General features: G+C 61.7%; 25 protein-coding genes. 2 read left to right on the top strand and 23 right to left on the bottom strand.

The features are described from left to right. Nucleotides 1-13 precede the first annotated feature (13 nt). From KRR38_RS01300 to KRR38_RS01190, 23 genes are all read right to left on the bottom strand, one after another. Nucleotides 14-697, bottom strand: a complete 684-nt coding sequence (locus KRR38_RS01300) for a TetR/AcrR family transcriptional regulator (protein ID WP_217397857.1) — start codon at nucleotides 695-697, stop codon at nucleotides 14-16. A gap of 13 nt (nucleotides 698-710) precedes the next feature. Continuing rightward, nucleotides 711-2,393, bottom strand: coding sequence for a GMC oxidoreductase (locus KRR38_RS01295; RefSeq protein WP_217397855.1), 1,683 nt, complete (start codon nucleotides 2,391-2,393; stop codon nucleotides 711-713). Between the two features lie 15 nt (nucleotides 2,394-2,408). Then, nucleotides 2,409-3,035, bottom strand: coding sequence for a gluconate 2-dehydrogenase subunit 3 family protein (locus KRR38_RS01290; protein WP_217397853.1), 627 nt, complete (start codon nucleotides 3,033-3,035; stop codon nucleotides 2,409-2,411). A gap of 70 nt (nucleotides 3,036-3,105) precedes the next feature. Further along, nucleotides 3,106-4,017 (bottom strand): sugar phosphate isomerase/epimerase, encoded by a 912-nt coding sequence (locus KRR38_RS01285; RefSeq protein ID WP_217397851.1) that lies wholly within the window; start codon nucleotides 4,015-4,017, stop codon nucleotides 3,106-3,108. Between the two features lie 47 nt (nucleotides 4,018-4,064). Next, nucleotides 4,065-4,250 (bottom strand): hypothetical protein, encoded by a 186-nt coding sequence (locus KRR38_RS01280; RefSeq protein ID WP_217397849.1) that lies wholly within the window; start codon nucleotides 4,248-4,250, stop codon nucleotides 4,065-4,067. Next, entirely contained in the window at nucleotides 4,247-5,569 is a 1,323-nt protein-coding gene (locus KRR38_RS01275; RefSeq protein ID WP_217397847.1) for a sugar MFS transporter, read from the bottom strand. Before KRR38_RS01275 ends, KRR38_RS01280 begins: the two co-directional genes overlap by 4 nt. A 27-nt stretch (nucleotides 5,570-5,596) precedes the next feature. Beyond that, entirely contained in the window at nucleotides 5,597-6,646 is a 1,050-nt protein-coding gene (locus KRR38_RS01270) for a sugar phosphate isomerase/epimerase (RefSeq protein ID WP_217397845.1), read from the bottom strand. A gap of 13 nt (nucleotides 6,647-6,659) precedes the next feature. Further along, on the bottom strand, nucleotides 6,660-7,799 hold the full coding sequence (locus KRR38_RS01265; protein WP_309140949.1) for a Gfo/Idh/MocA family oxidoreductase: 1,140 nt from the start codon (nucleotides 7,797-7,799) through the stop codon (nucleotides 6,660-6,662). Further along, nucleotides 7,796-8,707: a ThuA domain-containing protein gene (locus KRR38_RS01260; RefSeq protein ID WP_217397841.1), complete on the bottom strand. Its 912-nt coding sequence runs from the start codon at nucleotides 8,705-8,707 to the stop codon at nucleotides 7,796-7,798. The genes KRR38_RS01265 and KRR38_RS01260 overlap by 4 nt, the downstream gene beginning before the upstream one ends. 37 nt (nucleotides 8,708-8,744) lie before the next feature. Continuing rightward, nucleotides 8,745-8,945, bottom strand: a complete 201-nt coding sequence (locus KRR38_RS01255; RefSeq protein WP_217397838.1) for a cytochrome c family protein — start codon at nucleotides 8,943-8,945, stop codon at nucleotides 8,745-8,747. Between the two features lie 419 nt (nucleotides 8,946-9,364). After that, complete coding sequence (locus KRR38_RS01250; RefSeq protein ID WP_217397836.1) at nucleotides 9,365-11,053, bottom strand: GMC family oxidoreductase N-terminal domain-containing protein; 1,689 nt, start codon at nucleotides 11,051-11,053, stop codon at nucleotides 9,365-9,367. Between the two features lie 33 nt (nucleotides 11,054-11,086). Further along, nucleotides 11,087-11,434, bottom strand: a complete 348-nt coding sequence (locus KRR38_RS01245; RefSeq protein WP_217397834.1) for a gluconate 2-dehydrogenase subunit 3 family protein — start codon at nucleotides 11,432-11,434, stop codon at nucleotides 11,087-11,089. Then, nucleotides 11,406-11,651, bottom strand: coding sequence for a twin-arginine translocation signal domain-containing protein (locus tag KRR38_RS37655; RefSeq protein WP_217397832.1), 246 nt, complete (start codon nucleotides 11,649-11,651; stop codon nucleotides 11,406-11,408). The genes KRR38_RS01245 and KRR38_RS37655 overlap by 29 nt, the downstream gene beginning before the upstream one ends. Nucleotides 11,652-11,691: 40 nt before the next feature. Then, complete coding sequence (locus tag KRR38_RS01235; RefSeq protein ID WP_217397830.1) at nucleotides 11,692-12,501, bottom strand: sugar phosphate isomerase/epimerase; 810 nt, start codon at nucleotides 12,499-12,501, stop codon at nucleotides 11,692-11,694. A 244-nt stretch (nucleotides 12,502-12,745) separates the two neighbouring features. After that, complete coding sequence (locus KRR38_RS01230; RefSeq protein WP_217397828.1) at nucleotides 12,746-15,268, bottom strand: TonB-dependent receptor; 2,523 nt, start codon at nucleotides 15,266-15,268, stop codon at nucleotides 12,746-12,748. Nucleotides 15,269-15,478: 210 nt separating this feature from the next. Continuing rightward, nucleotides 15,479-16,048, bottom strand: a complete 570-nt coding sequence (locus tag KRR38_RS01225; RefSeq protein WP_217397826.1) for a TetR/AcrR family transcriptional regulator — start codon at nucleotides 16,046-16,048, stop codon at nucleotides 15,479-15,481. Nucleotides 16,049-16,685: 637 nt separating this feature from the next. Further along, nucleotides 16,686-17,222: a hypothetical protein gene (locus KRR38_RS01220; protein WP_217397824.1), complete on the bottom strand. Its 537-nt coding sequence runs from the start codon at nucleotides 17,220-17,222 to the stop codon at nucleotides 16,686-16,688. Nucleotides 17,223-17,244: 22 nt separating this feature from the next. After that, nucleotides 17,245-18,918 (bottom strand): FAD-dependent oxidoreductase, encoded by a 1,674-nt coding sequence (locus KRR38_RS01215; RefSeq protein WP_217397822.1) that lies wholly within the window; start codon nucleotides 18,916-18,918, stop codon nucleotides 17,245-17,247. A gap of 38 nt (nucleotides 18,919-18,956) precedes the next feature. Further along, nucleotides 18,957-19,757, bottom strand: a complete 801-nt coding sequence (locus tag KRR38_RS01210; protein ID WP_217397820.1) for a coniferyl-alcohol dehydrogenase — start codon at nucleotides 19,755-19,757, stop codon at nucleotides 18,957-18,959. Nucleotides 19,758-19,765: 8 nt separating this feature from the next. Then, the gene (locus KRR38_RS01205; protein WP_217397817.1) at nucleotides 19,766-20,674 is read right to left on the bottom strand and encodes a TIGR03619 family F420-dependent LLM class oxidoreductase; all 909 of its coding nucleotides are present in this window, start codon (nucleotides 20,672-20,674) and stop codon (nucleotides 19,766-19,768) included. 10 nt (nucleotides 20,675-20,684) lie between these two features. Then, nucleotides 20,685-22,067, bottom strand: a complete 1,383-nt coding sequence (locus KRR38_RS01200; RefSeq protein ID WP_217397815.1) for an SRPBCC family protein — start codon at nucleotides 22,065-22,067, stop codon at nucleotides 20,685-20,687. Continuing rightward, nucleotides 22,060-22,569 (bottom strand): nuclear transport factor 2 family protein, encoded by a 510-nt coding sequence (locus tag KRR38_RS01195; RefSeq protein WP_217397813.1) that lies wholly within the window; start codon nucleotides 22,567-22,569, stop codon nucleotides 22,060-22,062. The genes KRR38_RS01200 and KRR38_RS01195 overlap by 8 nt, the downstream gene beginning before the upstream one ends. A gap of 13 nt (nucleotides 22,570-22,582) precedes the next feature. Then, nucleotides 22,583-23,365, bottom strand: a complete 783-nt coding sequence (locus tag KRR38_RS01190; RefSeq protein ID WP_217397811.1) for an SDR family NAD(P)-dependent oxidoreductase — start codon at nucleotides 23,363-23,365, stop codon at nucleotides 22,583-22,585. A 110-nt stretch (nucleotides 23,366-23,475) separates the two neighbouring features. Between KRR38_RS01190 and KRR38_RS01185 the strand changes: the two genes are divergently transcribed. Together KRR38_RS01185 and KRR38_RS01180 are read left to right on the top strand one after the other, a co-directional pair. Beyond that, a complete protein-coding gene (locus KRR38_RS01185; RefSeq protein WP_217397809.1) occupies nucleotides 23,476-23,949 on the top strand; it encodes a nuclear transport factor 2 family protein in 474 nt (157 codons plus the stop codon). A gap of 20 nt (nucleotides 23,950-23,969) precedes the next feature. Further along, nucleotides 23,970-24,416: a nuclear transport factor 2 family protein gene (locus tag KRR38_RS01180; protein WP_217397807.1), complete on the top strand. Its 447-nt coding sequence runs from the start codon at nucleotides 23,970-23,972 to the stop codon at nucleotides 24,414-24,416. Nucleotides 24,417-24,422 lie beyond the last annotated feature (6 nt).

Here is a 24,422-nt window from a genome sequence, read left to right as displayed (position 1 = left end):
AGTTGAACTGCGATCACAGCGGATTTTCATGCGCGGCAATCGCCGCAAGGATCGTTTCAATGAGTTGCCCGGCAAAGCAATCCATCCGCTCGTCCGAAACCGCGCCTAACAAAGCCTCGAGGCCGTACCAGCCGGACAATCCATCGAGGAGCAGCCACGCGAGGAACTGCCAATCTGGACAGTCTCCTCGGTTTGGGCCCTCGACCGAAGCCATATCCGCTGCCAGGTAATCAATGTATTTCCGGGCGCCATTTTGCTGCCAGTAGATCGCGATATCTGGAAAGGAGATTGCAGTAGTTTGGATCAACTGCGAGGTCTGACAGTACTTGGTCCGGGCAAACATGCGCACAAGCATCCGGGCGTGGTGAATTAGCCGCAGCCCAAGCTCGCGCGGCATAAGATGATCCTGCGTGCCCGCTTCGGCCGACCATATGTCCGACCGCTTGCGGATGACCGCGCGGAACAGCGCCTCCTTGCCCGCGTACCGCGCATAGAGCGCGCCCTTGGAGATACCGGCGCGCTCGGAGATGCCCTCCATCGAGACGGCTGCGTAGCCAAATTCGAGAAACAGCGCGTGCGCGGCGTCGAGGATTTCGTCCTCGATCGCCGCAACATGTGGGGCCGTTGGCCGACCGCGCCGCCCCGGCACCTGAAGCGGGGTAACGGCGACAGCAGCCATGCCTGGATTGCTGGCCACGTCTGCGTTCCCCTCAGATAGTCCCCGCCTTAAGGAACTCGGTGGCATGGTGCGCCGCGCGTGCGCTCAGCGCCATGTAGGTCAGCGACGGGTTCTGGCAACCGCTCGAAGCCATCGCAGCACCGTCGGTGATGAACAGGTTTGGCACGTCATGCGACTGGTTGTGCTTGTTGAGTACCGAGCTCTTGGGATCCTTGCCCATGCAGGCCGTGCCCATCTCATGGATGCCAAGGCCCGGCGCCCCCGGCTCTTCGTTCACCGAGACGACGATACCGCCGGCGGCCTGGACCATAGCCTTGCCATCCTCGATGATCTGCTTGGCCATCTTTGCCTCGTTCTCACCGTGCGCGCAGTTGACCTCGACGATCGGAATGCCCCACTTATCAATCTTGGTAGCACTTAGCGTCACGCGGTTTTCCCGGTTCGGAAGCATTTCTCCGAAGCCCGACACGTAGGTAAACCAAGGCCCCAGCTTGCGCGTGCGCGCCTTGAGCTCCGCGCCGATCCCCGGCTGTCCCACGGCTGCCCGCCAGCTCATCCGGGACACGCCGCCCTGATAACCGAAGCCGCGCAGGAAGTCGCCGGGCTCGGTGACATTGCGGAAGCGCGGAATGTAGATCCCGGTCGGACGGCGGCCGTGGTAGAAGCTGTCCTGGGGGCCGTTTGGTAAAATCCCGGAGACGGACAGCGCGAACAGATGGTCCATCAGGTTGCGCCCGACCATGTCCGACGAATTGGCGAGCCCACGCGGCATGGCCTCGGACTTCGAGTTGAGCAGGATCTGCGCGGTGCCGATCGTCGAGGCGTTGAGAAATACGACCTTGGCCTGGTAGGTCTTGCCCACCTTGGTGTTCTGATCGATCGTCCGCACGCCGGTGACCTTGCCGGTCTTCGGGTCATGGACCAGTGAATGGACGATGGCATCGGTGACGATCGTCAGGTTGCCGGTGCGCTCGGCAGCCGGCAGCGACGAGGACAGACTCGAGTGGTAGGCGCCGTAGGAACAGCCGCGATCGCAGAGCGAGCGCGCCTGGCAATCGGTGCGGCCCAGCTCCTCGTGATGCGGCTGGGCCTTCGACAGGTTGGCCGTGCGTCCCGATATCACCTTGCGGCCCGGGAACGCCTTCTCGATCGCGGCCTTGAACATGAGTTCGCCGTCGTTGAGCCCGAAGGCCGGCAGGTACTCGCCGTCGGGAAGTTGCGGCAGGCCGTCCCGGTCGCCGGCGACGCCGATGAACTTCTCGATATGCGAATACCACGGCGCAAGGTCGTCGTAGCGGATCGGCCAGTCCGAGCCATGGCCGTCCTTGGCATTGGCTTCGAAGTCCTGCGCTGACAGGCGGTACGACTGGCGGCCCCACATGATCGAGCGGCCACCCAGGTGATAACCGCGGATCCAGTCGAAAGGCTTGCCTTCGGGGGTGATGTAGGGGTTCTCGTCGTCCTTCACCCAGTATCGCTGGGTCGGCGAGGTCATGAAGCTCTCGCCCTGGATCTTGTAGTGGCGCGCGAGATCCTCCTCGGGGACCATGCCCGCATTGGGCACTTCCCAGGGCTGGAGATTGTCCGTGTAGGATTCGCCGTGCACGAGCTTGCGCCCGCGCTCGATCACCAGGACCTTGAGGCCCCGCTCGCACAGTTCCTTGGCGGAAATCCCGCCGCTCATGCCGGAGCCGACTACGATTGCATCGAACATTGTCTGGATCTCCGCTTAAAACATGCCCAACCCGCCGGTGTTGCGGGTTTCGGGGGTTGCCTTGACCGAGGGTGTCCAGCCGCCGGGGACGTGCTCGTAGACGAGCTCGGTGGTCAGGGCCTCTTCGGAATAGTAATAGAGCAGCACGATCAGCTCTTTGAGCTTCGCGTAGCCGGGGTCCGCCACGGACGGGCCTGCCATCATCGCGCGCATGCCCGTCAGCTTGTCGGTGCGCGGGACTGGCTTTAGTCCGGCAATATCGTGCGCGGCGAGTAGCTCCTTGCGCTGATCTGGCGATAGCTCGGCAAAACCCTTGCCTCGCTTTTCCTTGGCCTCGCGGTCGATCCCGGCCATCGCACCGGAAAGCTCGGCCCGGCGCTGGGGCGCAGCCCAGTTGATCAACAAGGCATCGAATTTCGCAGGCACGTGCGCTCCGATTGCGCCGGGCGTGTCGGTCTGCGGAATGATCGTATCGGCAATCGCGCTGAGCAACGCAAAGCTCGCCGGATCGAGATAGGGCTTGGGCCGCGCCGCGGCCTTGGCGAAGGCCTCGGGGCTGAAGCCCGCGGCGGCCGTCGCGCCCACCAACGTGAGCGCCGCGCTGAGCAGCGACCGGCGGTCGATCTGCGAAATGTCAGTCATGGATGGTACTCCCCTTCTGCCGGATCTGACGCCTGGCATGGATGGATATCGAAGGTCGTTGCACTGCGGCTCATGCCTGGAGTCCGGACAGGAATGCGAAGGATCGGCGGATGGATTCTAACCTCGGCAAGGCGAAGGGCGCTTCCTGCTCGACGTAGAAGTGCTGCACGCCCGCCGCCTGCGCGGCTGGCAGGATGCGAGCCCAGTCGAGCTTGCCCGAACCCACTTCGGCGGGCTGCATAGACAGCGCGAAATTGACGCTATTGGACGCCGCGACGTCCTTGACGTGAAGCTGACTGACACGGCCCTTGTGCTTCGCGAGGAACACGGCGGGATCAAGCCCGGCGGTCGCGATCCAGCCCACGTCGACCTCAAAATCGACCAGCGCGGGATCGCATTCGGCAACGAGGATGTCCCAGCCCGTCGTGTTGCCGATTGGCGCGAACTCGAGGTTGTGATTGTGATAGCCCAGGCTGACGCCGAGCGGCTTCAACGCGGTGCCACGTTCGTTGAGCACCGCGGCGGTGCGTTTCCAGATGTCCGCGCCGGCTGCAGCGAACGCTTCCACGATCGCGGCCTGGATATTGGCGTCCATCTTCGGACGGAAGTTCTCGGGAAACAGCGCGATAGGCAAGACCGCCCGTCTGGCACCGAGTGCGCCGAGCCCATCGGCGATCTCAGACGGACTGCTCGATAGCGAAAGTCCCGTGGTGGCACCCTGCGTGCTCATCGCTAGATGGAGGCTGCTGATCGAAACGCCCGCCTTGTCGGCGGCAGCGCGCACTTCCGCCGGAGTGTGACCGTATAGATTGGGCAGCTCGATGTCACGATAGCCGATCTCGGCTACGGCGGCGAAAGTCGCATCGAGATCGTTCCCCGCTTCCTCGCCGAGCGTGTAGAGTTGCAGACCGATAGGGCGACCGTTCCGTGCGAAGAAGCCGCGCGCGCTGCGCGCCGAGGCGGATTTCGTAGACAGGGCCATGATAGTGGCGATCCCTCCTTTCAGGAACGCGCGGCGACCGGTGCCGATCATGCTGCGCGGTCCCAGCAATCGCGGATGATTTGGTAGCTCTCGGTGTAGACTTGTCCGTCGTTGGCGTCGAAGACCGGCACCTCGACCCCGTCGAAGCCGGCGGCCTTGAGCGCGCGCAGGACGGGGACATGCTCCTCGCCGACATGGCCGGTCCAGAGCAACAGGTTCATGCCAATCTTCATGCCGATTGCTCCGCTGCCACGGCACCGCCCCGCTTGGCCCTGCCGCCGCGTTCGGCCAGCCAGACCGCGCCGAAAATGAAGAACAGTACGGTGGGCACGAGCGCGATCACCTGGAACGACTGCTGGGCGGCATAGGCCAGGACATGACTGAGCTCGGGGCCGGGCTGGAGCGCGGCGAAGGCGCTCTCGCCGCCGGCCTTGTCGAGCTTGGCCTTGTCGTAGATCTTGCCGATCTCGGGCAGCACGAAATAGATCGCCATGGCCCCGGCGAAGCCGACGATGCCGATCGACCACGGCCCGCCGCGTGGAAAGCGCCGCGCCGAGGCGGCGATCATCGTCGGCCACATGAAACAGACGCCGAAGGCCCAGAGCGTTGCCGCGACGATCGCGGTCAACGGCGAATTCGCCACGCTGAGCAGGTAGAGCCCGATAGCGGCCGGGATCGTGCACATGCAAAGCAGGCCCATGTCGGAGAAGCGCTTTTCGAGCGCACCTGCGAAATGGCGCATGACGAACATGATCGCCGAGACGTAGATCAACACCAGGATGCCCGGCATGCCGACGGTCTGGGTCAGCGCGATATCGACCCAGGACCCCGGCGCTAGCTCGGCAGAGGCGGTGAGGAACATGATCGCCGGGAATATCCAGAAGGTCGGCCGCTTGAACGGCTCCGCCAGCATGGCTATGAACGGCACGCCCTGAACCGTGCTCTCGGTCTTGGGAAAGCGCTGGGTCAGCGCCCAGAGCCCGAACACCGCACCCGAGATAGGGATCAGGCCGATCAGCGCCTGCCAGCTCAGGCCGAGCTGTTGGAAGAACAGCAGACTGGCCAGGCCGCCAGTGACGATGCCCGCCGGCCACCAGGCGTGGAGAGCATTGAGCTTGCCAGTCTTCTCGTCCGGAAAGAGCGTCGCGACAACGGGATTGATCGACGCTTCGGAGGCCCCCCAACCGAAGCCCGAGACGACCATACCCGCAGTCAGCAGGCCATAGACCTGGCCAATCCCGGTCATGCTCGGCGACAGCAGAATCAACGCCGGCCCGACGATGAAGCAGGCCGAGGCGAAGAGGATCGCCCGCTTGGCGCCGATCAGATCGAGCAACGGACTGATCACCAGCAGGCTCAGCGCGAAACCGAGGAACGAGTTGCCCAGCGCCGCGGCGATCCATTCGCCCGAATGGGCCGGAACCGCCGGATCGAGCACCGCCGCCTTGATCGCGCCCGACGCACCGGTGCGGATCGAGAACGACAGCGCCGCCGTGAACAGCGCCAGCACGCAGATCCAGAAGATGCTTCTGCGGTTGTAACCTTCGGCCATATCCCTCAATCCCGTTCTGTTATCGTTTCACGCGCCGAGCCCGAGGACCTTGGCGATCAGGGCCTTGTCGGAACCCGTTCCGGCGAAGTCGTCGAACGCCTTCTCTGCCTTGCGGATCATGTGGCGGGCGATGAACGGTGCGCCCTCGGCCGCGCCCTGCTCGGGATGCTTGAGCGCGCACTCCCATTCGAGCACCGCCCAACCGTCGTAGCCATACTGCGTCAGCTTCGAGAAAATGGCGCCGAAATCGATCTGCCCATCGCCCAGCGAGCGGAACCGGCCCGGCCGGTCTACCCAGCCCGAATAGGAGCCATAGACCCCGGCGCGGCCGTTCGGGCGGAACTCTGCGTCCTTGACGTGGAAGGCCTTGATCCGCTCGTGGTAGATGTCGATGAAGGCCAGGTAGTCGAGCTGCTGCAGCACGAAGTGCGACGGATCGTAGAGGATATTCGAGCGCGCATGGTTGCCGACCGCTTCGAGGAAGCGGTCGAAAGTGACGCCGTCGTGCAGGTCTTCGCCGGGATGTAGTTCGTAGCAGGCGTCGACGCCGTTCTCGTCGAACTTGTCCAGGATCGGTTTCCAGCGGCGACCGAGTTCGGCGAAGCCTTCCTCGACCAGACCGGCGGGGCGCTGCGGCCAGGGGTAGACCATGTGCCACATCAGCGCGCCCGAGAAAGTCGCGTGGGCCGTGCAGCCGAAGCGCCGGCTGGCCTTGGCGGCGAGGCCCAGCTGCTCGACCGCCCAATCGGTGCGCGCGCCGACGTTGTTGTGGACCTGCGGCGGGGCGAAGCCATCGAACAGCGTATCGTAAGCCGGGTGGCTCGCGACGAGCTGGCCCTGGAGATGCGTCGACAGCTCGGTCACCTCGACGCCGGCCTCGGCGCAGATGCCTTTGACTTCATCGACGTAGTCCTGGCTCTCAGCCGCCTTCTCCAGGTCGAATAGACGGCCGTCCCAGGTTGGTATCTGCACGCCCTTGTAACCGAGCGAACCGGCCCATTTCGTGATCGCACCCAGCGAGTTGAACGGCGCCTCGTCTCCGGCGAACTGGGCGAGGAAGATGGCGGGACCCTTCATCATTGCATCCTCTTCAGAGGTCGATCCAGACCGCGCCGTCGCGGCTGGACTGGAGCGCGGCGCGCAGGAAATTCATGCCGGCGAGCGCGTCGGCCATCGTCGCATAGCCGGGCTCGTCCTGCGGTGCCGGAGCACCGCGGAGCTGCTCGCCGAAGGCCCGGTAGATGTTGGCGAAGGCTTCGAGGTAGCCTTCGGGATGGCCGCCGGGCGTGCGCTGGATCGCGGCGATGTCGCCGGGTACGTAGGCCCGGTTGGCACCGGCGTGGTACACCTCGTCGGGCCGTTCGCGCCGCTTGATCGTCAAGGTGTTGGGCTGTTCCTGGCGCCAGTGCAGCCCGGCCTCCTCGCAATAGACCGCGATGGCGAGGTCGTTCATGTCGCCGACGCAGACCTGGCTCGCGGTCAGCGTGCCCTTGCCGCCGCCGGCGAGGCGGAACAGCGCCGCGCCGTCGTCGTCGATGCGGCGCCCGGGCAGCATGCTGAGCTCGGCGCAGAGCGCAGCAATGCGCTCGCCGGTGATGAATTCGACGAGGTTAGCGGCATGGGTGCCGATGTCGCCGAATGCGCCGGCGTCGCCAGAGCGCGTCGGATCGACGCGCCATTCGGCCTGCTTGTTGCCTTCGAGGTCCTCGGCGCGGCTGAGCCAGTCCTGCGTGTATTTGACCGAGACACGGCGTACCGCCCCGACCTCACCGCCCGCGACCAGCTTGCGCATCAGCTTGACCAGCGGATAGCCGGTATAGGTGTGCGTCACCGCGATCCTGCGGCCGGTGCGCGCGGCGGCATCGGCGATGGCCTGCGCGTTCGCCAGGCTATCGGCGAGCGGCTTGTCGATGATGACGTCGAAGCCCGCTTCCATCGCGGCAATGGCCGGCGGGGCGTGCATGTGATTGGGCGTGACGATCGAGACCGCCTCGATCCGCCGGTCGGCGGGCAGCGCAACCTCGGCCTCGAGCATTTCGGCCCACGAACCGTAAGTCCGCTCGGGATCGACACCGATCTCGAGACCCGAAGCCTTCGACTTCTCCGGCGTCGAGGAGAATGCGCCGGCGACGAGTTGCCAGTTGCCGGCAATCGCCGCAGCAGTGCGGTGGACGCAGCCGATGAAGGCGCCCTGGCCGCCGCCGACCATGCCGTAGCGGACGGGTTTCACGGCACCTTCTCCGCTGCGGGTGGAGCAGCCGGCGTCGCGCCGCATTCGCTGCCCTGCTGGTGCGCGGCCCAGGTAACGGCGCTGGTCAGCAGCGTGCGGTATTCCGGCTCGGCATAGGCGGCCGCTTGGTGACCGAAGGCGGAGTAGAGCACCCGGCCCTTGCCCGCGCAGTGCCACCACACCATCGGGTGATCGCCCATGTGCAGGTCCTTCCCGAACACACCCTCGGGATTGTAGGTCTTCTCGTCGACCGTCACGAGAATGCCGTAGCCCTTGCCGCGCGGCGACTTGGCGAACGAGTACCACTCCTCGGTGCGAGCCCAAGAGGCCGGCAGGCCCTGCGTCGCCGGGTGCCTCGCATCCTCGACATGAACGGTCGCCTTCTGGAACTGCGGCTTCATCGTGTGCTGGGTGAAGACGGCGCCGATGACGTCGTTCATGTACCAGCCCCATTTCTCGTGCGAACTGTCGCCCGCCGCATGGATGCCGACAAAGCCGCCGCCGCTCTCGAGCCAGGTCTTGAAGGCTTCGCGCTGTGCCGGAGTGAACACGTCGCCGCTGACGTTGTTGAACACGACAGCGTCGAAACGCGAAAGGATCTCGGGCGAGAAGGTCGCGCCGTTCTCGGTCTGGAAATAGCCCCAGCCCTTGTCCTTCGCGATCTGGGCAAACAGCGCATTGGCCGCCGGGATCGCCTCTTCGTGACGATAACCGTTGGTCTTGGAGAAAACGAGGACAGCCGGATGCTTGAGGTCGCCCGGAAGAGCGGGCGGCTGGGTTTCGTAGACTTTTACGCCGCCCAAAAACACGCGCTCGACGAGGTCCCAATTGAACACCACCATGATCGCGATGATTGTCGCGATTGGCAGCAAACCCCAGAGCACTACGCGCTTGATCGTTTTTTTCACGCGGAAGCCCCCCCTTGGGGCACTGTGCCAATGCGCCTCATTTCTGTGCAGCCAGATAAGTGAGCACCGCGGCACGTTGGGCGTTGTCGGTCAATGCAACGGCCATGCGCGTGCCGGGCACCATACGCGCCGGCCCTTGCAGAAAGCGATCGAGATTGGCCCGCGTCCAAGTGAGGCCCGAAGCCTTGAGCGCGGCCGAATAGTTGAACGCCCGAGCCGAGGCTGACTTGCGGCCCACCACGCCAGCCAGATTTGGGCCAACCCGGTTAGGTTGCCCCCGCCACGACACTATGGCAGGCTTGGCACCGCTGGCGGAACACGGTTTCCCCATCGGATCGGCCTGTCGCCGCGACGGCCGCCTGCTGCGCCGAGGTCGAAGCTATGGTGACCAAAATAATGACAATAAAAGATTTCAGTCGCATCGGGCACCTTGGCTTTCCATCAGGTATTTTTGTGAGATTGAGTTCATTGAACCCGGCGGGGCGTAGGCTACAAATGTCCGCCGCCGCGAGATTGGCGCGTGGCCGCACAGAAACTCAGTGGAAGTTGGCCTCGCCTTTGGGTCAAGCGCCAAGCGCAACTCGGACTTGGCCATGCAGCCAGCAGCGCGGCCGCGCCACTTCGGCAGGTTCAGGACCATCCCAGTGAAGACCGGAATCACAGCCTTCCCGCTTTAAATTCGCCCGCCGCGAAAGCGGCTGCCCGTGCCGTGAACGCCATATAGGTGATCGACGGATTGGACTGCGAAGACGATGACATGGCTGCGCCATCCGTGACGAACAGGTTGGGTATGTCGTGAGAGCGATTGTGCGCATCAAGCACCGACGTCCGCTTGTCGCGCCCCATTACCGCGCCGCCCATTTCGTGAATTTGCGAACCAGGAACTGGCTTTTCGCCGCCGATACGCATCACGCCTTGATAGCCCAGCGCTTTCATCATCTCGACCATGTCGTCCCCGGCCGCCTTGCTCATGGCCAGCTCGTTCGGTCCGAATGTCACATCCATCCGCAACACGGGGCTATCCCAAGCGTCGCGGACCTTGGGATCGAGAGTAACTTGGTTGCTCAGCGAAGGCAGCATCTCGCACAATGCTCCGATCAGGACATGCCAGTCGCCCGTCTGACGCAGTTGATTTTTGAGACCCACCCCGATGCCCGGCGTACGTGCACCGCGCTGCCAGTCATCGTTGAACACGACTGCATTGCACTGGAAGCCCCGCACATAGTCTTGGCGCTCTTCGCCGCGAATGTTCCTGAAACGCGGCATCCAGAGAGCACCTGGCCGGCCACCGGTGATGTGCGGCATCTGGGGCCCAGGAGTTGTTGCAGTCGCAAAGTCGGAAAGCAGATGATCCATGATATATTTCCCGACCAGGCCAGTGGAATTTCCGAGGCCTTTGGGGTGCTTTTCGTTTGCGGAAAGCAGCAGCAACCTGACACTTTCGAGTGCCGAAGCGCAGACGAAAACCATCTTGGCGTGATAGGTGCGTTTCTGGCGCGTTTTCGCATCCATCACTTCGACACCGGTCGCGCGTTCGCCGGTTTCGTTAGTCAGGATTCGAGTAGCGATGCTGTCCGCCATGACCGTGAGGCGTTTGGTGGCCATCGCCGCCGGCAGCGTCGAGGACTGGGTCGAGAAATAGGAGCCAGTTGAGCAGCCTCGGTCGCATGGGCCGCAATAGTGGCATGGTTGACGGTCATCGCCGATGGCCTGCGTTAGATTGGCAAGCCGCGCCATCGTCAGTGGCCGGTCCGGAAACGCCTTGCTCATCCGCGCCTGCATGTCGCGTTCAATCGGATTCATCGGCATCGGGGGCTGAAAATACTTGCCGCCCGGTGCCGTCGGATAGTCAAGAACCGACCCAGAAATGCCGATGAACTGCTCGACGCGATCATACCATGGTTCGATGTCGGAATACCGCACAGGCCAGTCCACGCCGTGCCCGTCGAGAGCGTTTTCCTCGAAATTGATGGGTGCGTAGCGGTAGCTCTGACGCGCCCACATCAAGGATTTGCCGCCAACCTGATTGCCGCGGGTCCATTTGAACGGCCGGTCGGGGGCAGTTGTGTAGGGATGATCGCGTGTATTCGCGAAAAAGTGACCGCTCGCCTCGTTCCCCGATCCTGGCCGGCCTGGGTATTCCATGTGGTACTTGCGATTGTCACCTAACCCGCGGAACTTCATCTCGTAGGAAGGCTGATGTTCGGTGGGATAGTCTTCGCCATGCCGGACCATGCGGCCGCGATCGAGCATCAGGACCCGCAGGCCGCGCTCGGTCAGCTCTTTGGCGGCCCATCCGCCCGAGATGCCCGATCCGACGACGATTGCGTCATAGCTATCTTCCATGAGAAATTCCTGATCTGAATGTATTTTCGAGCATCAAAACATGCCGGCTATGCCGTACATGACCGGGCCGTTCGGATTGTCCTCCGCGCCGTCCATCGTCGTCTTCAGTTCTTCGTTCTGACCGACTTGGGACGTATAATATCCGTGCAGCGTCAGCCTCTTGAACTCGCCGAAAGGATGAGGCGGACTCGCGTAAGGGTTCGATCCCTGCTTGTCCCATTCAGTGAGCAGCTTCATTTGCTCAGAGGCGCTGCATTTGACGAAATCGCGACCGAATAGCTCTCGGGCCTGCTTATCGTAAGACTGCAAGGACAAGCGGAACGCCACCTGCTGCTCTTTCAAGAACCACTCGTCAAAAATCAGCCGAAAGAACTCCGGCACCCCCCGCCCCTATGGCGCCCGGTGTATCTGTCTTGGGAATGACCCCTTCCGCCATTGCCGCAATGAGTGCGAACTCATCAGGCCGAAGGGCCACCTCCCCAGTGCTGGTGCTGCTGGTCTCGGCGGCAGAAGCCGAGTTTTGTTTCCAGATCAGCTCGGCGGTCCCTGCGGCGCCCGTAGCGCCAGCCGCTTTCAGCATTGTCCGTCGATTGATCATTTACCGCTCCCATTGTGCGGACCGTTGGCAGGTTCGGACGTCACGGTGCCCGGACCCGAGATAGGTAACCGAACGCTTCGGTAATCATCTGCGAGCGCGGGATAGTGAAGGGAGGATCCTGCTCGACATAGAAGTGTTTGATGCCATGGGCCCGGGCAGCGCTAAGGACTCGCGGCCAATCGATCTGGCCCATACCAATCGGCGCGGCGACGATGTTCAAGACCGTATTAGGCGCAGTCCCTCTTGCCACTTCCTTCACGTGCATTTGTGTAAAGCGCCCGGGGTGAGCGTCGAGCAGCGGTATCGGGTCCAAGCCGCCCGCGGTGATCCAGCCCACGTCCATCTCGAATGAAACGGCCGAAGGATCCGTGTTCTGCAACAGGATCTCCAGGCCGCTCAGATCTCCAAACCTACGCAGCTCAAAATTATGATTGTGGTATCCCAGGCGTAGCCCCTCCCGGGCGAGCGCCTGACCCTGACGATTGAGCTGCTCCGCTGTCTTCAGATAGTCATCCGCGGTTAGCGTCGTTGTCATCTCGACATAGGCACCTATGATATCGGTGGCCTTGGTGGGTTTGAAACCTCCGGGTGGGCTCAAGGCGGATAGCACTACATCCGTGAGACGAAGGCTGTGGGCCGCCTTAATCAATGCGTCGGGGGTCGACAGGTTGACTGGACCGCCGCCCACCATGCCACTGGTACAAGCAAGACCGACATCATCGAGTTGCTTGCGCAGTAGGGCTGGATCCGGAGTTGCAACGCTGACCTCGACGGATCGATAACCAATCGCACGGATCTGTTGCAGGGTCTCGAGCGGCGCGGCTAGAAAGTCGGGCCCCATCACGCCCATCTGAAGGCCGATCGGAAGGCGATGATGCAAGAAAAATGGGTGAGGGACAGCCTGTAGCGGTTCAAAATAAAATGACGCAAGCAGTGCGCTCGCGCCCCCTCTTATAAGTGCCCTTCTGTCTATCACTTCAAGGACTCCAGATTTGAGGACCCTGCCCGCTCGTCAACAAACTTATTCAATGTAGGACGGAGACTGCCGGTTCAACCTAGAGACGAACCGGCAGTCTCCTATTACCCTGATCTATTTACCGTGACCCAAACGAATACCTCACGGAAAGACCCACTTCGCGCGGGACCGTAGTGTTGATCACGTCATATCCGGGAGGTCCGAAATCAGAGAATACGCCATTGTTTAGTGGCAGACTGCTTAGTTCTTGCTTCTTATTGAAGACATTCTTGGCATAGACACCGACGTCCCAGCCGCCTTCTCCACCGGTCAGTCCAGCGAAAAGGTCCACGATCGCGTAGGCCGGCGTCGGCGTTACAGAGCGGCCGCGGGCCGGAGCCGAGGAGGAAATGTTGGGATTGCGGCCCTGGAAATCGACATTGAACCGGAAGTAGCCTTCAACCGGACCCAGGGGCACGGTGTAACTGCCGTTCGCACTAGCCTGGAATGGCGACGACACATTTAGTGTCTTCCCCTTGGGAGAGGGGCAGGTATTGATCGGATTTGCCGGCGAAAGCGGCCTGGACGGGTCATTGCAGGGGACGATCCCACCCTGAGACTTGATCTTGGAATAGCTCAGGTTGAGGCCGAGGTTGATTGCTCGCGTCGGCTGGAAGTTCACTTCGGCCTCGACGCCGCGTACCTTGGCGTCGACGTTAGTGTAAAAGGCGAGGCTCGTCGTGCCGATATTCTGGTTGACCGCGTCGTAATAGTTTACGCCTTCGCCTGTCGTGAGCTGACCCTTGTAGTCGATCTGAAACACATCGACATTGATTCGCAATTTTCCGTCGATTGTCGTCTTGAGGCCGACTTCATAGGACGTGGCCTTTTCGGGATTTGGGAACAGCAGGCTCGACGGGAGGCCGGTGTTAGCGATAGCAGGAAGACCCTGCCGCCAGGAGGTGCCGACCGTCGCATAACCGAGAATATCTGGCGTGAATTTGTGCGACAGCGACGCATTCCAGATCGTCGCGGAGTACTGCTTGTTGTAGTTCTCGGTCGCCGAGAACGCGACGCCCGCGGCGACGGGAAAGTCGCAATAGCCAGGATAGACTGGACTGGTAATGGCGCCACCAAAAAGGGGGCTAGTGCATGGCAGAAAGCCGCCGGTGGGATTCCTGAATAGCGAGAAGAAGCTGCCGCTGGTGATGTTGATGTTGGCTGGGCGCCGGTCACGAATGTGACGAATGCCGCCGCTGAATTCGGTATCGCCCGGCAGATGGAGCTGGAGATTGCCGTAGTACGATTCATTACGGATCGCCAACTTGATCCGGGTCGTGATCGGTATGGCATAGCGATCCACGGGCGTCGTGACTGCGCCCGGAACCTCGGTGCCCGGCAAGCCAAAGGAGCCTGGCCGGTAGATCAGCGATGTTGGCGTCGGCGTGCCTTCGGCCCGATTACGATAATAGCCGATGTCATAATCGAAGAAACGGTCCCCGCCCCTGATCGATGAAAGTCTCAATTCATGAACGTTGTAATAGCTTTTGCCTTGTGGTGGCTGCGGGCCATCGCTTGAGCGGCGATCGAACCCCGGCACGACGTTGCCCACGTCAACGTTGGCTGAACCACCGTCACCCGCGTGGCGGTATCCGTAGTTGTAACTCAATCTTTGGCCCAGGATGTCCCAACTGGCATTGACCGTGATCAGCTGCCGGCTGGCTTTTGCATCCCTACCGAGATCAGATACCGCGTTGTAGTCGTCGGCCTGCAAAGCCGGCCCGTTGTAATTAGCGCGGATGTTGCGGGCTTGAACTCCCGGACTACCGGGTCCTGCGACCTGGGAATAGATCGTGCCGCTGTTCTTCATGTACTGATAAGACGCATTGATCGACAATGTGTCGGTCGGCTGAAAAAGCAACGATGCGCGAATATTCTCGGTTCTCAGCCTTGGGCCCTTGGCACCGGGCGCCAAACTGTGGACGCGATTGGCCTCGCTATTGTCGACCATGCCGGCAATGCGGATTGCAAGCTTGTCCGTGATGATCGGTGCGTTGATCGCCCCTTGGACATACCAGCGATTGTGCGTGCCAAGCAGACCGGACGCATATCCTCCGAACTGATCGAGGTCGGGTTTGCGAGAGGTAATCGTTACAGCGCCTGCAATTGACGGGGCGCCGCGAATGGTTCCCTGCGGGCCGCGCAGCACCTCGACCTGTTGGATATCGAACAGGCTTTGAAGGACGTCGCCCGGCTGAAAGCTGATGTCGTTCAAATAGATCGGAATTGCTTCCGTGCCCGATCCGGGCGCCCAGCGAACGCCGCGCAGGATGATCAACCCGCCGCTGCTGTCATTTTGGCTCGTCAGCCGCAGCCCTGCGGCAAACTTGGAAATATCTTCGGCCCGGGTGATCAGTTGCTTTTGAAGGGTCTCGCCGGTCACGACCTGAATGGAGACCGGGACGTCTTGAACGTTTTCCGCTTCGCGGCGGGCGAATACGACGATGGCACTATCATCTACAGCAGGCTGGTCTGCTTTCGATTCAGCCTGCTGCGCATGTGCGATTACAGGAGTGCAAAGGGCTGCTATGCCCGCGGAAGCCAAGGCCGCGGCTAGGACCTTACGGAGTGGTTCGCTACCGGTTGGAATTCGTGCTTTCATCCTCATCATCCCCCATATCGCCTTCCACCCTGTCGGGATGGAATGTGCCAAATCGACTCAACATCAAACTATTGTCCGATCGGACAACAGCGTTATGAGGGTCTTTCTCCCGCGTCAAGTCGCGAGGGAATTCTGGAAGAAGAATGAACTTATATCATTGTTATATAACGGTGTTTATTACACTTCTCGCGATTCAATGAGGGGAGTGTGCTATCGCGGTGGCGATCCCTGCGCGTCTGAGGCAAAAAACCGATCTGCAAAGCTGTTCCAAATGGGCAGCACAGGTAGATCCCGGTTGCGGACCCATTCCAATTCCAGTCCATGCCAAAACGCCAACAGCTCCTGCGTGGCGCACTCAGGATCTCGCTTGAAGGCCAGCAAGTCACGGGCCACCTCCCGCGTCCGACGGTAGCGATCGACAAAGTAGTCATGCGCTGGGTGCGCGGGATCCAGTGCCTCGGCGTCCAGCATCCGGTGCAGCCGGATGAGCTCCCATCGCTTCAAGTTGTTCTCGATGTGCCGAGTAAAGAAAGTGCGCACCGGAGCAGGTCGGCTGGGCGGATAGGTTGCGTCCGACAGTGTGGCAAAGTCGCCCATGTCCTTGGCATCGAGAACTGCCGCCAGGAGAGCCTTCATAGACGCAAAATAATGCGTTACCAGTGACTTACCTACGCCACAGGCATTGGCGATGTCAGCCTGAGAGACTGCGTTAAATCCCGACTGAGAGATGAGCCGCGTTGCTGTCGCCAGTATCTCGTCGCGTCGTTGATCGGGCGTCATGCGCGCAGAGCGAGCCCTCGTTGCTTTGACCAGAGAAGACTCCTCCACCATGTTAGACGCTTGCTCCAAATCGAATCAAACTCGGACCAGTTAGCAGACCAGAAGCAATTCACCCTACCGCGCCGCTGCCGCGAGAAACTGGCGGGGGAATAGCGTCCGTGACGCGACCCGCTGGTGGAACCAGGGGGTGCACCTATCATCGCGATCACGATATAGGCTGATAACCAAAGCATGCTTAGCATTTTGCTCTTGATGCTATTTTGGCATTCTAGCAAGGTACCATTGCCTTGAATGGCATTCTCTCCACACCTTAAACAGCCCGGCCATAACTGGTCGGGCTGTCTTTTATGGCAGTCAATTCAGGGATTTTACATTTCTCGATCGCGGACCGTTCCTCAGGATTGCCGTGACATTCGTTCAGGAGTAACATGTTATCCTTTTGCGCTGAGAACAGTGCTTGGGGATACTTGCAGGGCCGCGGATACTGGCCTTCAAGCGCAACCGAAGGCGGTCGTCAGCTCAAACATCGACAGTTGCGCATGTCCGGCCGTTCTTACCGTGCCGCGGGTCGCCAAAGAGATCATCGTCGCTGGCGTGCAATCAGCATGAGCGGGCCAACTGTGAGCGGCTTGCTATCCTAGCGCTGAATTTGCAGCTCGATGAGCTGCCCCATAAGAAACGAGCCCGAGACGATCACGTCTTGGTAGAGGAAACCTTGAATGGAAGCGCTCCCCGCCGCGTTCTCGGCGCCGGGCCGAATAATGTGGAGGTGAAGCCGGTCCGGCAGCCTGCTTGTCAAAGACTTGTTGATCCGATCGACCACTTCCTCGATCTCGTCTGCGGACCCGTAGCGTAACGAAAAATGTGGCAAACCATAAGGCCGCACGCGGGCAGCCTGGCGATAGCTCTCCAACTTTTGGGCAAGGTCGGAGGCCTCACCGCTCAGCCGCAGCAATTCCCGCTCGAGCGCCTGCTGCTCCGGCGTGACCTGGGACATGTAGAACACATTGCTCTGCACATTATGATTGTCCGGATTGGGGCGGACCGCCAGAAACGTATCGACGCCATCGCCGTTGGCCCCGGCATAGCTGACCGCGCAGCCAAGCGCCTCGGCCAACTCAAACGCGACCTCCCGTTCGCCTAAACGATAGAGCGTTTCAAGATGGTTCAGCATTAGTGCCATACCCTTCTTTCATCTAAACCGTCTCGCCGCCGGACTGCGCGGCGTGCTTGGCAGCGACGTAGCCCCAGACGAAGGAGGGCCCGACACTCGCGCCTGCGCCAGGGTAGAAGCGGCCCATGACTGAAGCGGTTGAGATTCCGGTCGCGTAGAGGCCTTCGATCACCGAGCCATCCTCGCGCAGCACGCGGGCGTTGGCATCCGTGACGACGCCGCCGTAAGTGCCAACATCCCCGGGCATGACTTTCATGGCATAGAAGGGGGCGCGGTTGATTGAACCCAGAGACGCGTTTTGCTCATGGTAGCGATCACCCAGCCAACGATCGTAGGCGCGCTCGCCCCGATGGAAATCCTCATCGCGGCCGCGCGCCACGAAGCCGTTGAAGCGATCGACCGTTGTGCGTAGCGAGGCCCGATCGACGCGGATCAATGCGGCAAGGTCTTCGATTGTATCGGCTTTTTTCAGGAAGCCTTTTTCGAACCAAATGGCTGGCTTCTTCGATCCCGGCATAGTGCCCGCGAGCATGTAGCTGCGCATGAACTGTTCATCCATGATCGCCCAACTGGGAACGGCGGGAACCGTGCGGTTCCGTTCCAGCATGCCCTTGCAATAGGCCATGTAGGAGCCCGCTTCGTTCATGTAGCGCACGCCCGACTGGTCGACGAGAATCGCATGGGGCGCAGCCGTCACGCCCTGGACAACCGGCTTGACCGCTTCATTCTCCATGCCTGGCGGGATTGCGATCTGATTGCCGACCATTTCCTCCATCTGGGCGATGGAGGCGCCGTGACGCATCATCTCGAGGATCATCTCGCCCGTGTCACCTTCCGCGGTGAGGCTCCAGTCTGCCTGAGTTCCGGGCTGATACTGGTCACGCATCGATTGATTGCGCGAAAAACCGCCGGCGTTGACGAGCACGCCGAGCCGGGCCCCGATCCGGTATGGCTTGCCGTCCTTCGACGTCACGACGCCCCTGACAGCACCGTTCATCGCGATCAGCTCATCGACCGGAGAGTCTGTACGCAATTCCACGCCAGCATTCAGCGAAGCCTTCAACATGCGGCCCTGAAGCGCCCCACCCGCTGTCACATAATGCTTGCCCGTCAGCTTCGCGGCGATGGTTCGCAGCACCATCCTCACTGCGATTATCTTCGAACTCCACGATTGCTTGATGAAGCGCAGCTTGAGCATCTCGTCGAGCGTGCTCATCATCGAGATGAAATTGGGGCGCAGCCTGGCTTTCCATTCGCCGAGTTCATTTACGTCGAACAGTTCGGCGACAACGGTACGGCCTTGTTCAGAGCCGCCCGGTCGATCATCGTAATAATCCGGCCAATAGGACACGCGGTCTAGCTTGATCCCCTGATCGACCAGAAAATCGACCATTTTAGGCGCTTCGACCAAATAGGCTTCACGGCGCTGAGCTGTGGCGCCGGGCGTATCGTTGTGATCGCCGACCACGCCATCGAGATATGTGCGGGCCTGCTCCAGGCTGTCCTCGACCCCGTCACGCTTCATGAAGCGGTTATTCGGGATCCACATGACGCCGCCCGAACGCGCGGTCGTGCCGCCGAGTAGCGATGTCTTTTCCAGCACAATGACAGACTTGCCTGCTGCGCGCAGGACAAGCGCTGCACACATCGAGCCCCCGCCGCTACCGACCACGACAAAATCGAATTCCTCGTCCATATCCCAATTACCTCTGCGATGATCGGATGAAACCGCGTTCAATCAGCGACCGTTCGCGCAGCGATGAATCCCCCATCGACGGGAAGGTCGACACCGTTGACATAGGAGGCTTGCTGACTGTTCAGCATGAGCAAGACGTCGGCTTGTTCCTCTGGCGTCGACCGACGGCCAATCGGCTGCGCGACGGCGTCGATCAGGCCTGCTGGTGTGACCTCCTCGATCGCCGCCAACATTGGTGTCTGCACCGCTCCCGGACTCGTACAATTCAGCCTGATCCCGCGGGCGATGGTCTGGGCGGACCAAGTCAGGGTCCAGACCACGATCGCTTCCTTCGCGAAATTGTAAGCCGCAGTCTGCGGCGCCTCGCGCGCTTCACACCAGCGGACCGCATCTTCGAAAGTGGTGGTCCCAATGAAGTCGCGCAGTTCCGCAAGCCGCTGACGCCAGCCAGCGCCGCCGTTGGAGCCAACCGTGACGATGGCGCTGCCGGGCGGCATCGTGCTTGCTATCGCTTCGCTCAGATGGCGCATGCCGATGAAGTTTACCTTCATGACGTCCGCCCATGGATGCATCGGCGGGAGGCCAGCGCAATTGAGGAGCGCATCTACCGGGCGGGAGATTGCGCGAGCGACTTGGTCGATTGCCGACCGATCCCTTAGATCGACCTTCGAAAAGTGCGCGAGCGCAAGGTCTGGCTCGCGCCAGTCGATGCCGTGAACTTCCGCGCCGGCCTCGATCAGGAGGCGCGCGGCGGCATGGCCGATGCCCGACGCGCAGCCGGTCACCACCACATGCTTGCCGGCGTAGCGGTAAGGGTCGGACGAGATGTGTTCGATCATCGCCGGGCCTATCGAAGCTTGGCGACGACTTCGTCGCCAAACCATTGGACGTGCTCAATGTAGGCCTGCCGGCTGGGATGCGGCGGCTCCACCATTGCCCAGGTTACGCCGACGTTCGCCAGTCCGCGCAATTCATCGAGGAACCTGTCGGCGCCGCCCGGCTGTCCATAGTTCAGCCGCGCCTTGGGACCGATGGCGACATCGAACGGTGCGGTCTTGCCCAACTGCTGGCGCAGCACCTGGAGCATGTCGATTTTCTCGCCAAGTTGGTCAACGGTATGGATGCCGGTGTCACGATTGAGCTGCGACATTGTCGGCGCCGCGTAGAACGGGCTCCAGCCGTCGCCCCAGCGTGCGGCACGCTCTACGGCCTTGTCACTGCCGCCCCCAATCCAGATCGGTGGCGGCGCATGCGGGGCGGGCCGCGGTTCGTTGCCGGCCGCGTAGAAATTAGTGCCGCGATATTCGACCGGCCCGCCAGCCCAGGCTTGACGGATGACTTCCAGCGCTTCGTCGAACAGCTTGCCACGCTTGTGGAAGTCGACACCAAGCGCCTCGAACTCCCCCTTCTGATAGCCCGCGCCGACGCCCAGGATCAGGCGGCCACCCGACAGCACCTGTACGGTCGCGGCCGACTTGGCGGTCAGAAAGGGGTTGCGGTAGGCCATGACGACGATGTTGGTGTGCATCTGCAGGCGCGTCGTGGCGGCGGCGACGAAAGCAAAGGCGGCGAACGGATCGAGCGCATCGTGGCCATTTGCATGTAGCCAGCCGGCATCGGGGGCCGGATGGTCGGTCAGGTAGCAAGCGTCGATGCCTGCAGTTTCCAAGGCGACCGACATCTCGCGGATCGCCTTCGGGGTCTGGTATTCGCCAGGAGTGATATCGCCCAGCGGGATGGCCATGGTGAATTTCATATGATTGTACTCAGAATCCGATGTCGAGAACGGGCGCCTCGAAACCGCTGTTGACGAGCTGGCCAGCCTTGGTCAGCAGCTCGCGGTCGAGGCGCGCAATGTAGCCGTCGATCAGCCGCTGATAGTTACTCAACATGCCCTCACTCGTCTTCGACAAGCGCATGTGCTCGATGTCGTGCAAGCCGAGCTGCTGGAGCGGCAGGTTATAATAGTCCTGGCGCGGGATTTCGGGGAAGTCCGGCGAATTGTAGGGCAACATCGTCGGCTCGGTGGGCGTCTCGTAAGGCTCGCCTTCGGGCCGGATAACCAGCGACCAGATCTCGAACAGGCAGGTCTCGGCGGTCAGCGGACGGATGCGGTACGACGACATTGCGCCGAGCATCGGCAGCAGGAAGTAGTGCGGGAACATGAACTCCACCGCATGGAATTCCTGGCTTTGCGCTACCTGGAGCAGATCGAAGATCGGCGCGCCGCGGGCCCGGGCGTCCTCGGTGACGTCCTGATAGGCGCGGCCGTAGAACATCTGGCCGGCGATCGCGGGGTCCTCGGGTACGTCCATGTCGCGCATCTTTTCGAGCACGGCGACTTCGGTCTTGTGGACCATGCCGTCCATGCCCTCGCTGAGCTTCGCCATGAAATCGACGCTCATGTCGATCGTTTGCCGCGCGTCGAGGTCTTCGTTGACGGGTTGTCCATCAGCGCGCCGGCCCAGGGACTTGGTGGCATTGGGCGACACGTGGAAGAGCTGCGGATGCGTCTGCATCGTGTGGTAGCCTTCTTGGAAGGCTTCCATTGCCAACTTCCAGTTGGTCGGCAGGATCGTGCCGCACCACCAATCCATCTTGAGCTTGTCGGCATGGCGCGCGTCCATGCGATCCGCCACTGGGCCGAGGAACTCGCGCAGCGAGGGGGCGTCGTCATCGAAATTGATGAAGGCGCAGCCCGCCCAGAATTCAACGCGGACCGGGGCGAGGTCGATCTCGGCGCGGTCCAGCAGTTCCTCGGAGAAGATCTGCCGACCGAAGACGAAAGTGTTCTCGCCCTCCGCGTTCCAGCGCCAGCCGTGAAACGGGCAGACGAGGCCTTCCGCTCCGCAATGGCCTGGACCGTGGGCGAGCCGCACGCCGCGGTGGCGGCAGGCGTTCTTGAACGCCTTCACCCCGCTCTGGGTGTGCAGCATGAGCACCGAATGCTCGAGGATGGTGTAGACGGTGTAGTCGCCGACGTCGGGAATCTCCTCGAGCCGGCAGGCCATCTGCCACATGTGCGGCCAGAGCCTCTCCTTCTCCAGCTGGAAGAAAGCCTCGTCGTAATAGCGCCTGGTCGGGATCAACTCTGGGTTGGTTATCCGGTACGGAACCTGGTCAAGTGCCGTTGCGATCGTGTCAGCCATGCGCAATCCTTCCCATGTTTTCAGGGCCGTCCTTTAGCCGCGCCAACAGCGCAGGGCCGTCGGGACTTCCGTCGAGCATGTAGTTCTGGCGGCGCACGATCTTCCAGCCTCCATCGTCCTGGCGCGCGAGCTCTATCCGCGACGCGCTGAGCCGGCCGATGAAGAAGCCTTTCTCCCCATGCATGGGAACCATCGTGTGGCAGGTGGCGACAGCGTATTCGCCATCGATCACGACAAAGGGCAGCGTCGACATATGTGCGCAGCCCGCACCGACGAGCTTGAGGTGGCCCGGATCGCGAGTGATGTTCGCGATAGATTCGCGCCCCACCCATGCGGGCATGTCGCCCACCGCGTAGACGCCGTCCTCGACATAGAAATCGCCGACCGACTGCGTGTTGCAGCCGTCGACGGAATAGCCGTAGCCGCAGACCACCTGGTAGATCGCCTGGCGATCCTCGAGCGCAAGAAGCCGCTCTTCGACCGAGAGCCTTGCCGATACCATTATCTCGTCTCCCTCAGCCGACCATGTAGCCGCCGGCATCGCAGTTGATCGACTGCCCGGTGATCGTGCGACTCTCTTCACTGGCGAGGAACAGCGCCAGGTTGGCGACGTCGATCGGCTGCGAGATCGTGCGCAGCGGCACGCCTTGCAGCGTCTTCTCCTTCCATTCCTCGTAGGTCTTGCCCTGCTCCGCCGCCATCCGCCTTCCCCAATTGACCCAGAGCTCGGTTTCGATGCTGCCGGGCACCAGGCAGTTGCAGCGGATGCCGTACTGGCCGACTTCGAGTGCGATCGTCTTGGTCATCGCCCGCAGCGCCGCCTTGGCGGCGGTGTAGTGCGTCTTGCGCACCATGCCGGTCCAGCCGGCGGTGGACGAGAAGTTGATGATCGACCCCGTCTTGCGTTCGAGCATGGATCGGTTGAGCACCTCCCGGGTGCAAATCATCGCCGCAGTCAGATCGATCGCGAGCGTGTCGTTGAAGTTCTCGACGGTCTGTTCCCAGACCCACTTATCCTGGCCGGGCGCAGCCGCATTGTTGAGCAGGATGTCGATCTGTCCGAACTCCTGCATGGCACGGTCGACCATGGCGTGAACGTCGGCTTCGTCGGTGACGTCGCAGCGCAGGCCAATTGCACCTTCGCCAGCTGCCCTCGCCGCTTCGAGCACGAGCTCCTCGCGCCGTGCCGACAGCAGCACCTTCGCGCCCTGCTCGACGAAGAGCCTGGCCATGACGGGACCGCACCCCGAGCTCGCCCCGGTGATGATGGCAACCTTGCCTTCGAGCCGTCCCGTCATTCCGTTCCCCAACTCTACAATACGTCCCACGTAATGCATTATTCACTTGTCAGCTAACGTATGTTAGGTAATGGGTCAAGATGGTTTTGAAGATAGCTGGAACGGAATTTATGGCTGATCACGTCTCCGGCCTGGAGAGGCTCGCCGCGCTGGATGAAATCGGCTTGCTCAAGGCGCGCCGCGATCGTGCCGCGGACACCAAGGACTGGGCGCTCTACGAGGCGCTGCACGCGCCCGATCACCATTCGTACAATGACGACTACGGCGGCACGGCGACCGCCGCCGAGATGATGGTGACGGTCAAGGCGTCGATGGCGAACCTGACGACGCTGCATCACTCGCACACGCCTGAGATCACCTTCGAATCGCCGACCAAGGCGAACGGCATCTGGGCGATGGAAGGCCTGTCGCTATGGAAGCAGGGCGGCGAGGAGCATTGGTTCCAAGCCTTCGGGCATTATCACGAAACCTATGAGAAGCGCGACGGGCGCTGGCACTTCACCAGCCGGCGGCTGAAATATTACCACACCTGGCGTTCACCAGGCGCGATCTTCCCTCCGCCGATCGACGGTGCGGCGAACTGACCAATGGAAAGGATGCAGACATGGAAGGCATGACCGAACTCGAGCGGCTACTCGCGCTCGAAGACATCAAGCTGCTCAAGGCGCGGCGAGACCGCGCGGCGGACACCAAGGACTGGGCGCTGTACCTCGCGCTGCATGCGCCCGATCACGTCTCGCACAACGAAGGTTTTCCGCGCTGGGGCAGCGCGCAGGAAATGATCGACAACGTCAGCCAGCTGATGGGCGATCACCGCATCACGGTCCATCACTCGCACACGCCCGAGATCACTTTCGAGACGCCGACCCGGGCGAAGGGCATCTGGGGCATGGAAGACATGATCTTCGACGCCGAGACCAAGGAGCTCCTGATCCACGGCTTCGGCTTCTATCACGAGACCTATGAGAAGCGCGATGGGACCTGGCTTTTCACCACTCGTCAGCTCAAGCGCACCCATGTGCGCATGTCGCCGACGCTCGAACAGGAATAACGATCG

Origin of the sequence: Novosphingobium sp. G106 (assembly GCF_019075875.1) — a bacterium.
Taxonomy (GTDB): domain Bacteria; phylum Pseudomonadota; class Alphaproteobacteria; order Sphingomonadales; family Sphingomonadaceae; genus Novosphingobium.
This window is presented reverse-complemented; position numbering and strand designations above follow the sequence as displayed.

Excerpts from the sequence above, each read along its gene's own strand:
- KRR38_RS01220 (WP_217397824.1), bottom strand. The coding sequence starts at position 17,222 with ATGCTGAACCATCTTGAAACGCTCTATCGTTTAGGCGAACGGGAGGTC.
- KRR38_RS01250 (WP_217397836.1), bottom strand. The coding sequence starts at position 11,053 with ATGGAAGATAGCTATGACGCAATCGTCGTCGGATCGGGCATCTCGGGC.
- KRR38_RS01200 (WP_217397815.1), bottom strand. The coding sequence starts at position 22,067 with ATGGCTGACACGATCGCAACGGCACTTGACCAGGTTCCGTACCGGATA.
- KRR38_RS01180 (WP_217397807.1), top strand. The coding sequence starts at position 23,970 with ATGGAAGGCATGACCGAACTCGAGCGGCTACTCGCGCTCGAAGACATC.
- KRR38_RS01230 (WP_217397828.1), bottom strand. The coding sequence starts at position 15,268 with ATGAAAGCACGAATTCCAACCGGTAGCGAACCACTCCGTAAGGTCCTA.
- KRR38_RS01225 (WP_217397826.1), bottom strand. The coding sequence starts at position 16,048 with ATGACGCCCGATCAACGACGCGACGAGATACTGGCGACAGCAACGCGG.
- KRR38_RS01290 (WP_217397853.1), bottom strand. The coding sequence starts at position 3,035 with ATGACTGACATTTCGCAGATCGACCGCCGGTCGCTGCTCAGCGCGGCG.
- KRR38_RS01285 (WP_217397851.1), bottom strand. The coding sequence starts at position 4,017 with ATGGCCCTGTCTACGAAATCCGCCTCGGCGCGCAGCGCGCGCGGCTTC.
- KRR38_RS01195 (WP_217397813.1), bottom strand. The coding sequence starts at position 22,569 with ATGGTATCGGCAAGGCTCTCGGTCGAAGAGCGGCTTCTTGCGCTCGAG.
- KRR38_RS37655 (WP_217397832.1), bottom strand. The coding sequence starts at position 11,651 with ATGATCAATCGACGGACAATGCTGAAAGCGGCTGGCGCTACGGGCGCC.
- KRR38_RS01295 (WP_217397855.1), bottom strand. The coding sequence starts at position 2,393 with ATGTTCGATGCAATCGTAGTCGGCTCCGGCATGAGCGGCGGGATTTCC.
- KRR38_RS01185 (WP_217397809.1), top strand. The coding sequence starts at position 23,476 with ATGGCTGATCACGTCTCCGGCCTGGAGAGGCTCGCCGCGCTGGATGAA.
- KRR38_RS01235 (WP_217397830.1), bottom strand. The coding sequence starts at position 12,501 with ATGGGCGTGATGGGGCCCGACTTTCTAGCCGCGCCGCTCGAGACCCTG.
- KRR38_RS01270 (WP_217397845.1), bottom strand. The coding sequence starts at position 6,646 with ATGAAGGGTCCCGCCATCTTCCTCGCCCAGTTCGCCGGAGACGAGGCG.
- KRR38_RS01215 (WP_217397822.1), bottom strand. The coding sequence starts at position 18,918 with ATGGACGAGGAATTCGATTTTGTCGTGGTCGGTAGCGGCGGGGGCTCG.
- KRR38_RS01280 (WP_217397849.1), bottom strand. The coding sequence starts at position 4,250 with ATGAAGATTGGCATGAACCTGTTGCTCTGGACCGGCCATGTCGGCGAG.
- KRR38_RS01210 (WP_217397820.1), bottom strand. The coding sequence starts at position 19,757 with ATGATCGAACACATCTCGTCCGACCCTTACCGCTACGCCGGCAAGCAT.
- KRR38_RS01190 (WP_217397811.1), bottom strand. The coding sequence starts at position 23,365 with ATGACGGGACGGCTCGAAGGCAAGGTTGCCATCATCACCGGGGCGAGC.
- KRR38_RS01205 (WP_217397817.1), bottom strand. The coding sequence starts at position 20,674 with ATGAAATTCACCATGGCCATCCCGCTGGGCGATATCACTCCTGGCGAA.
- KRR38_RS01275 (WP_217397847.1), bottom strand. The coding sequence starts at position 5,569 with ATGGCCGAAGGTTACAACCGCAGAAGCATCTTCTGGATCTGCGTGCTG.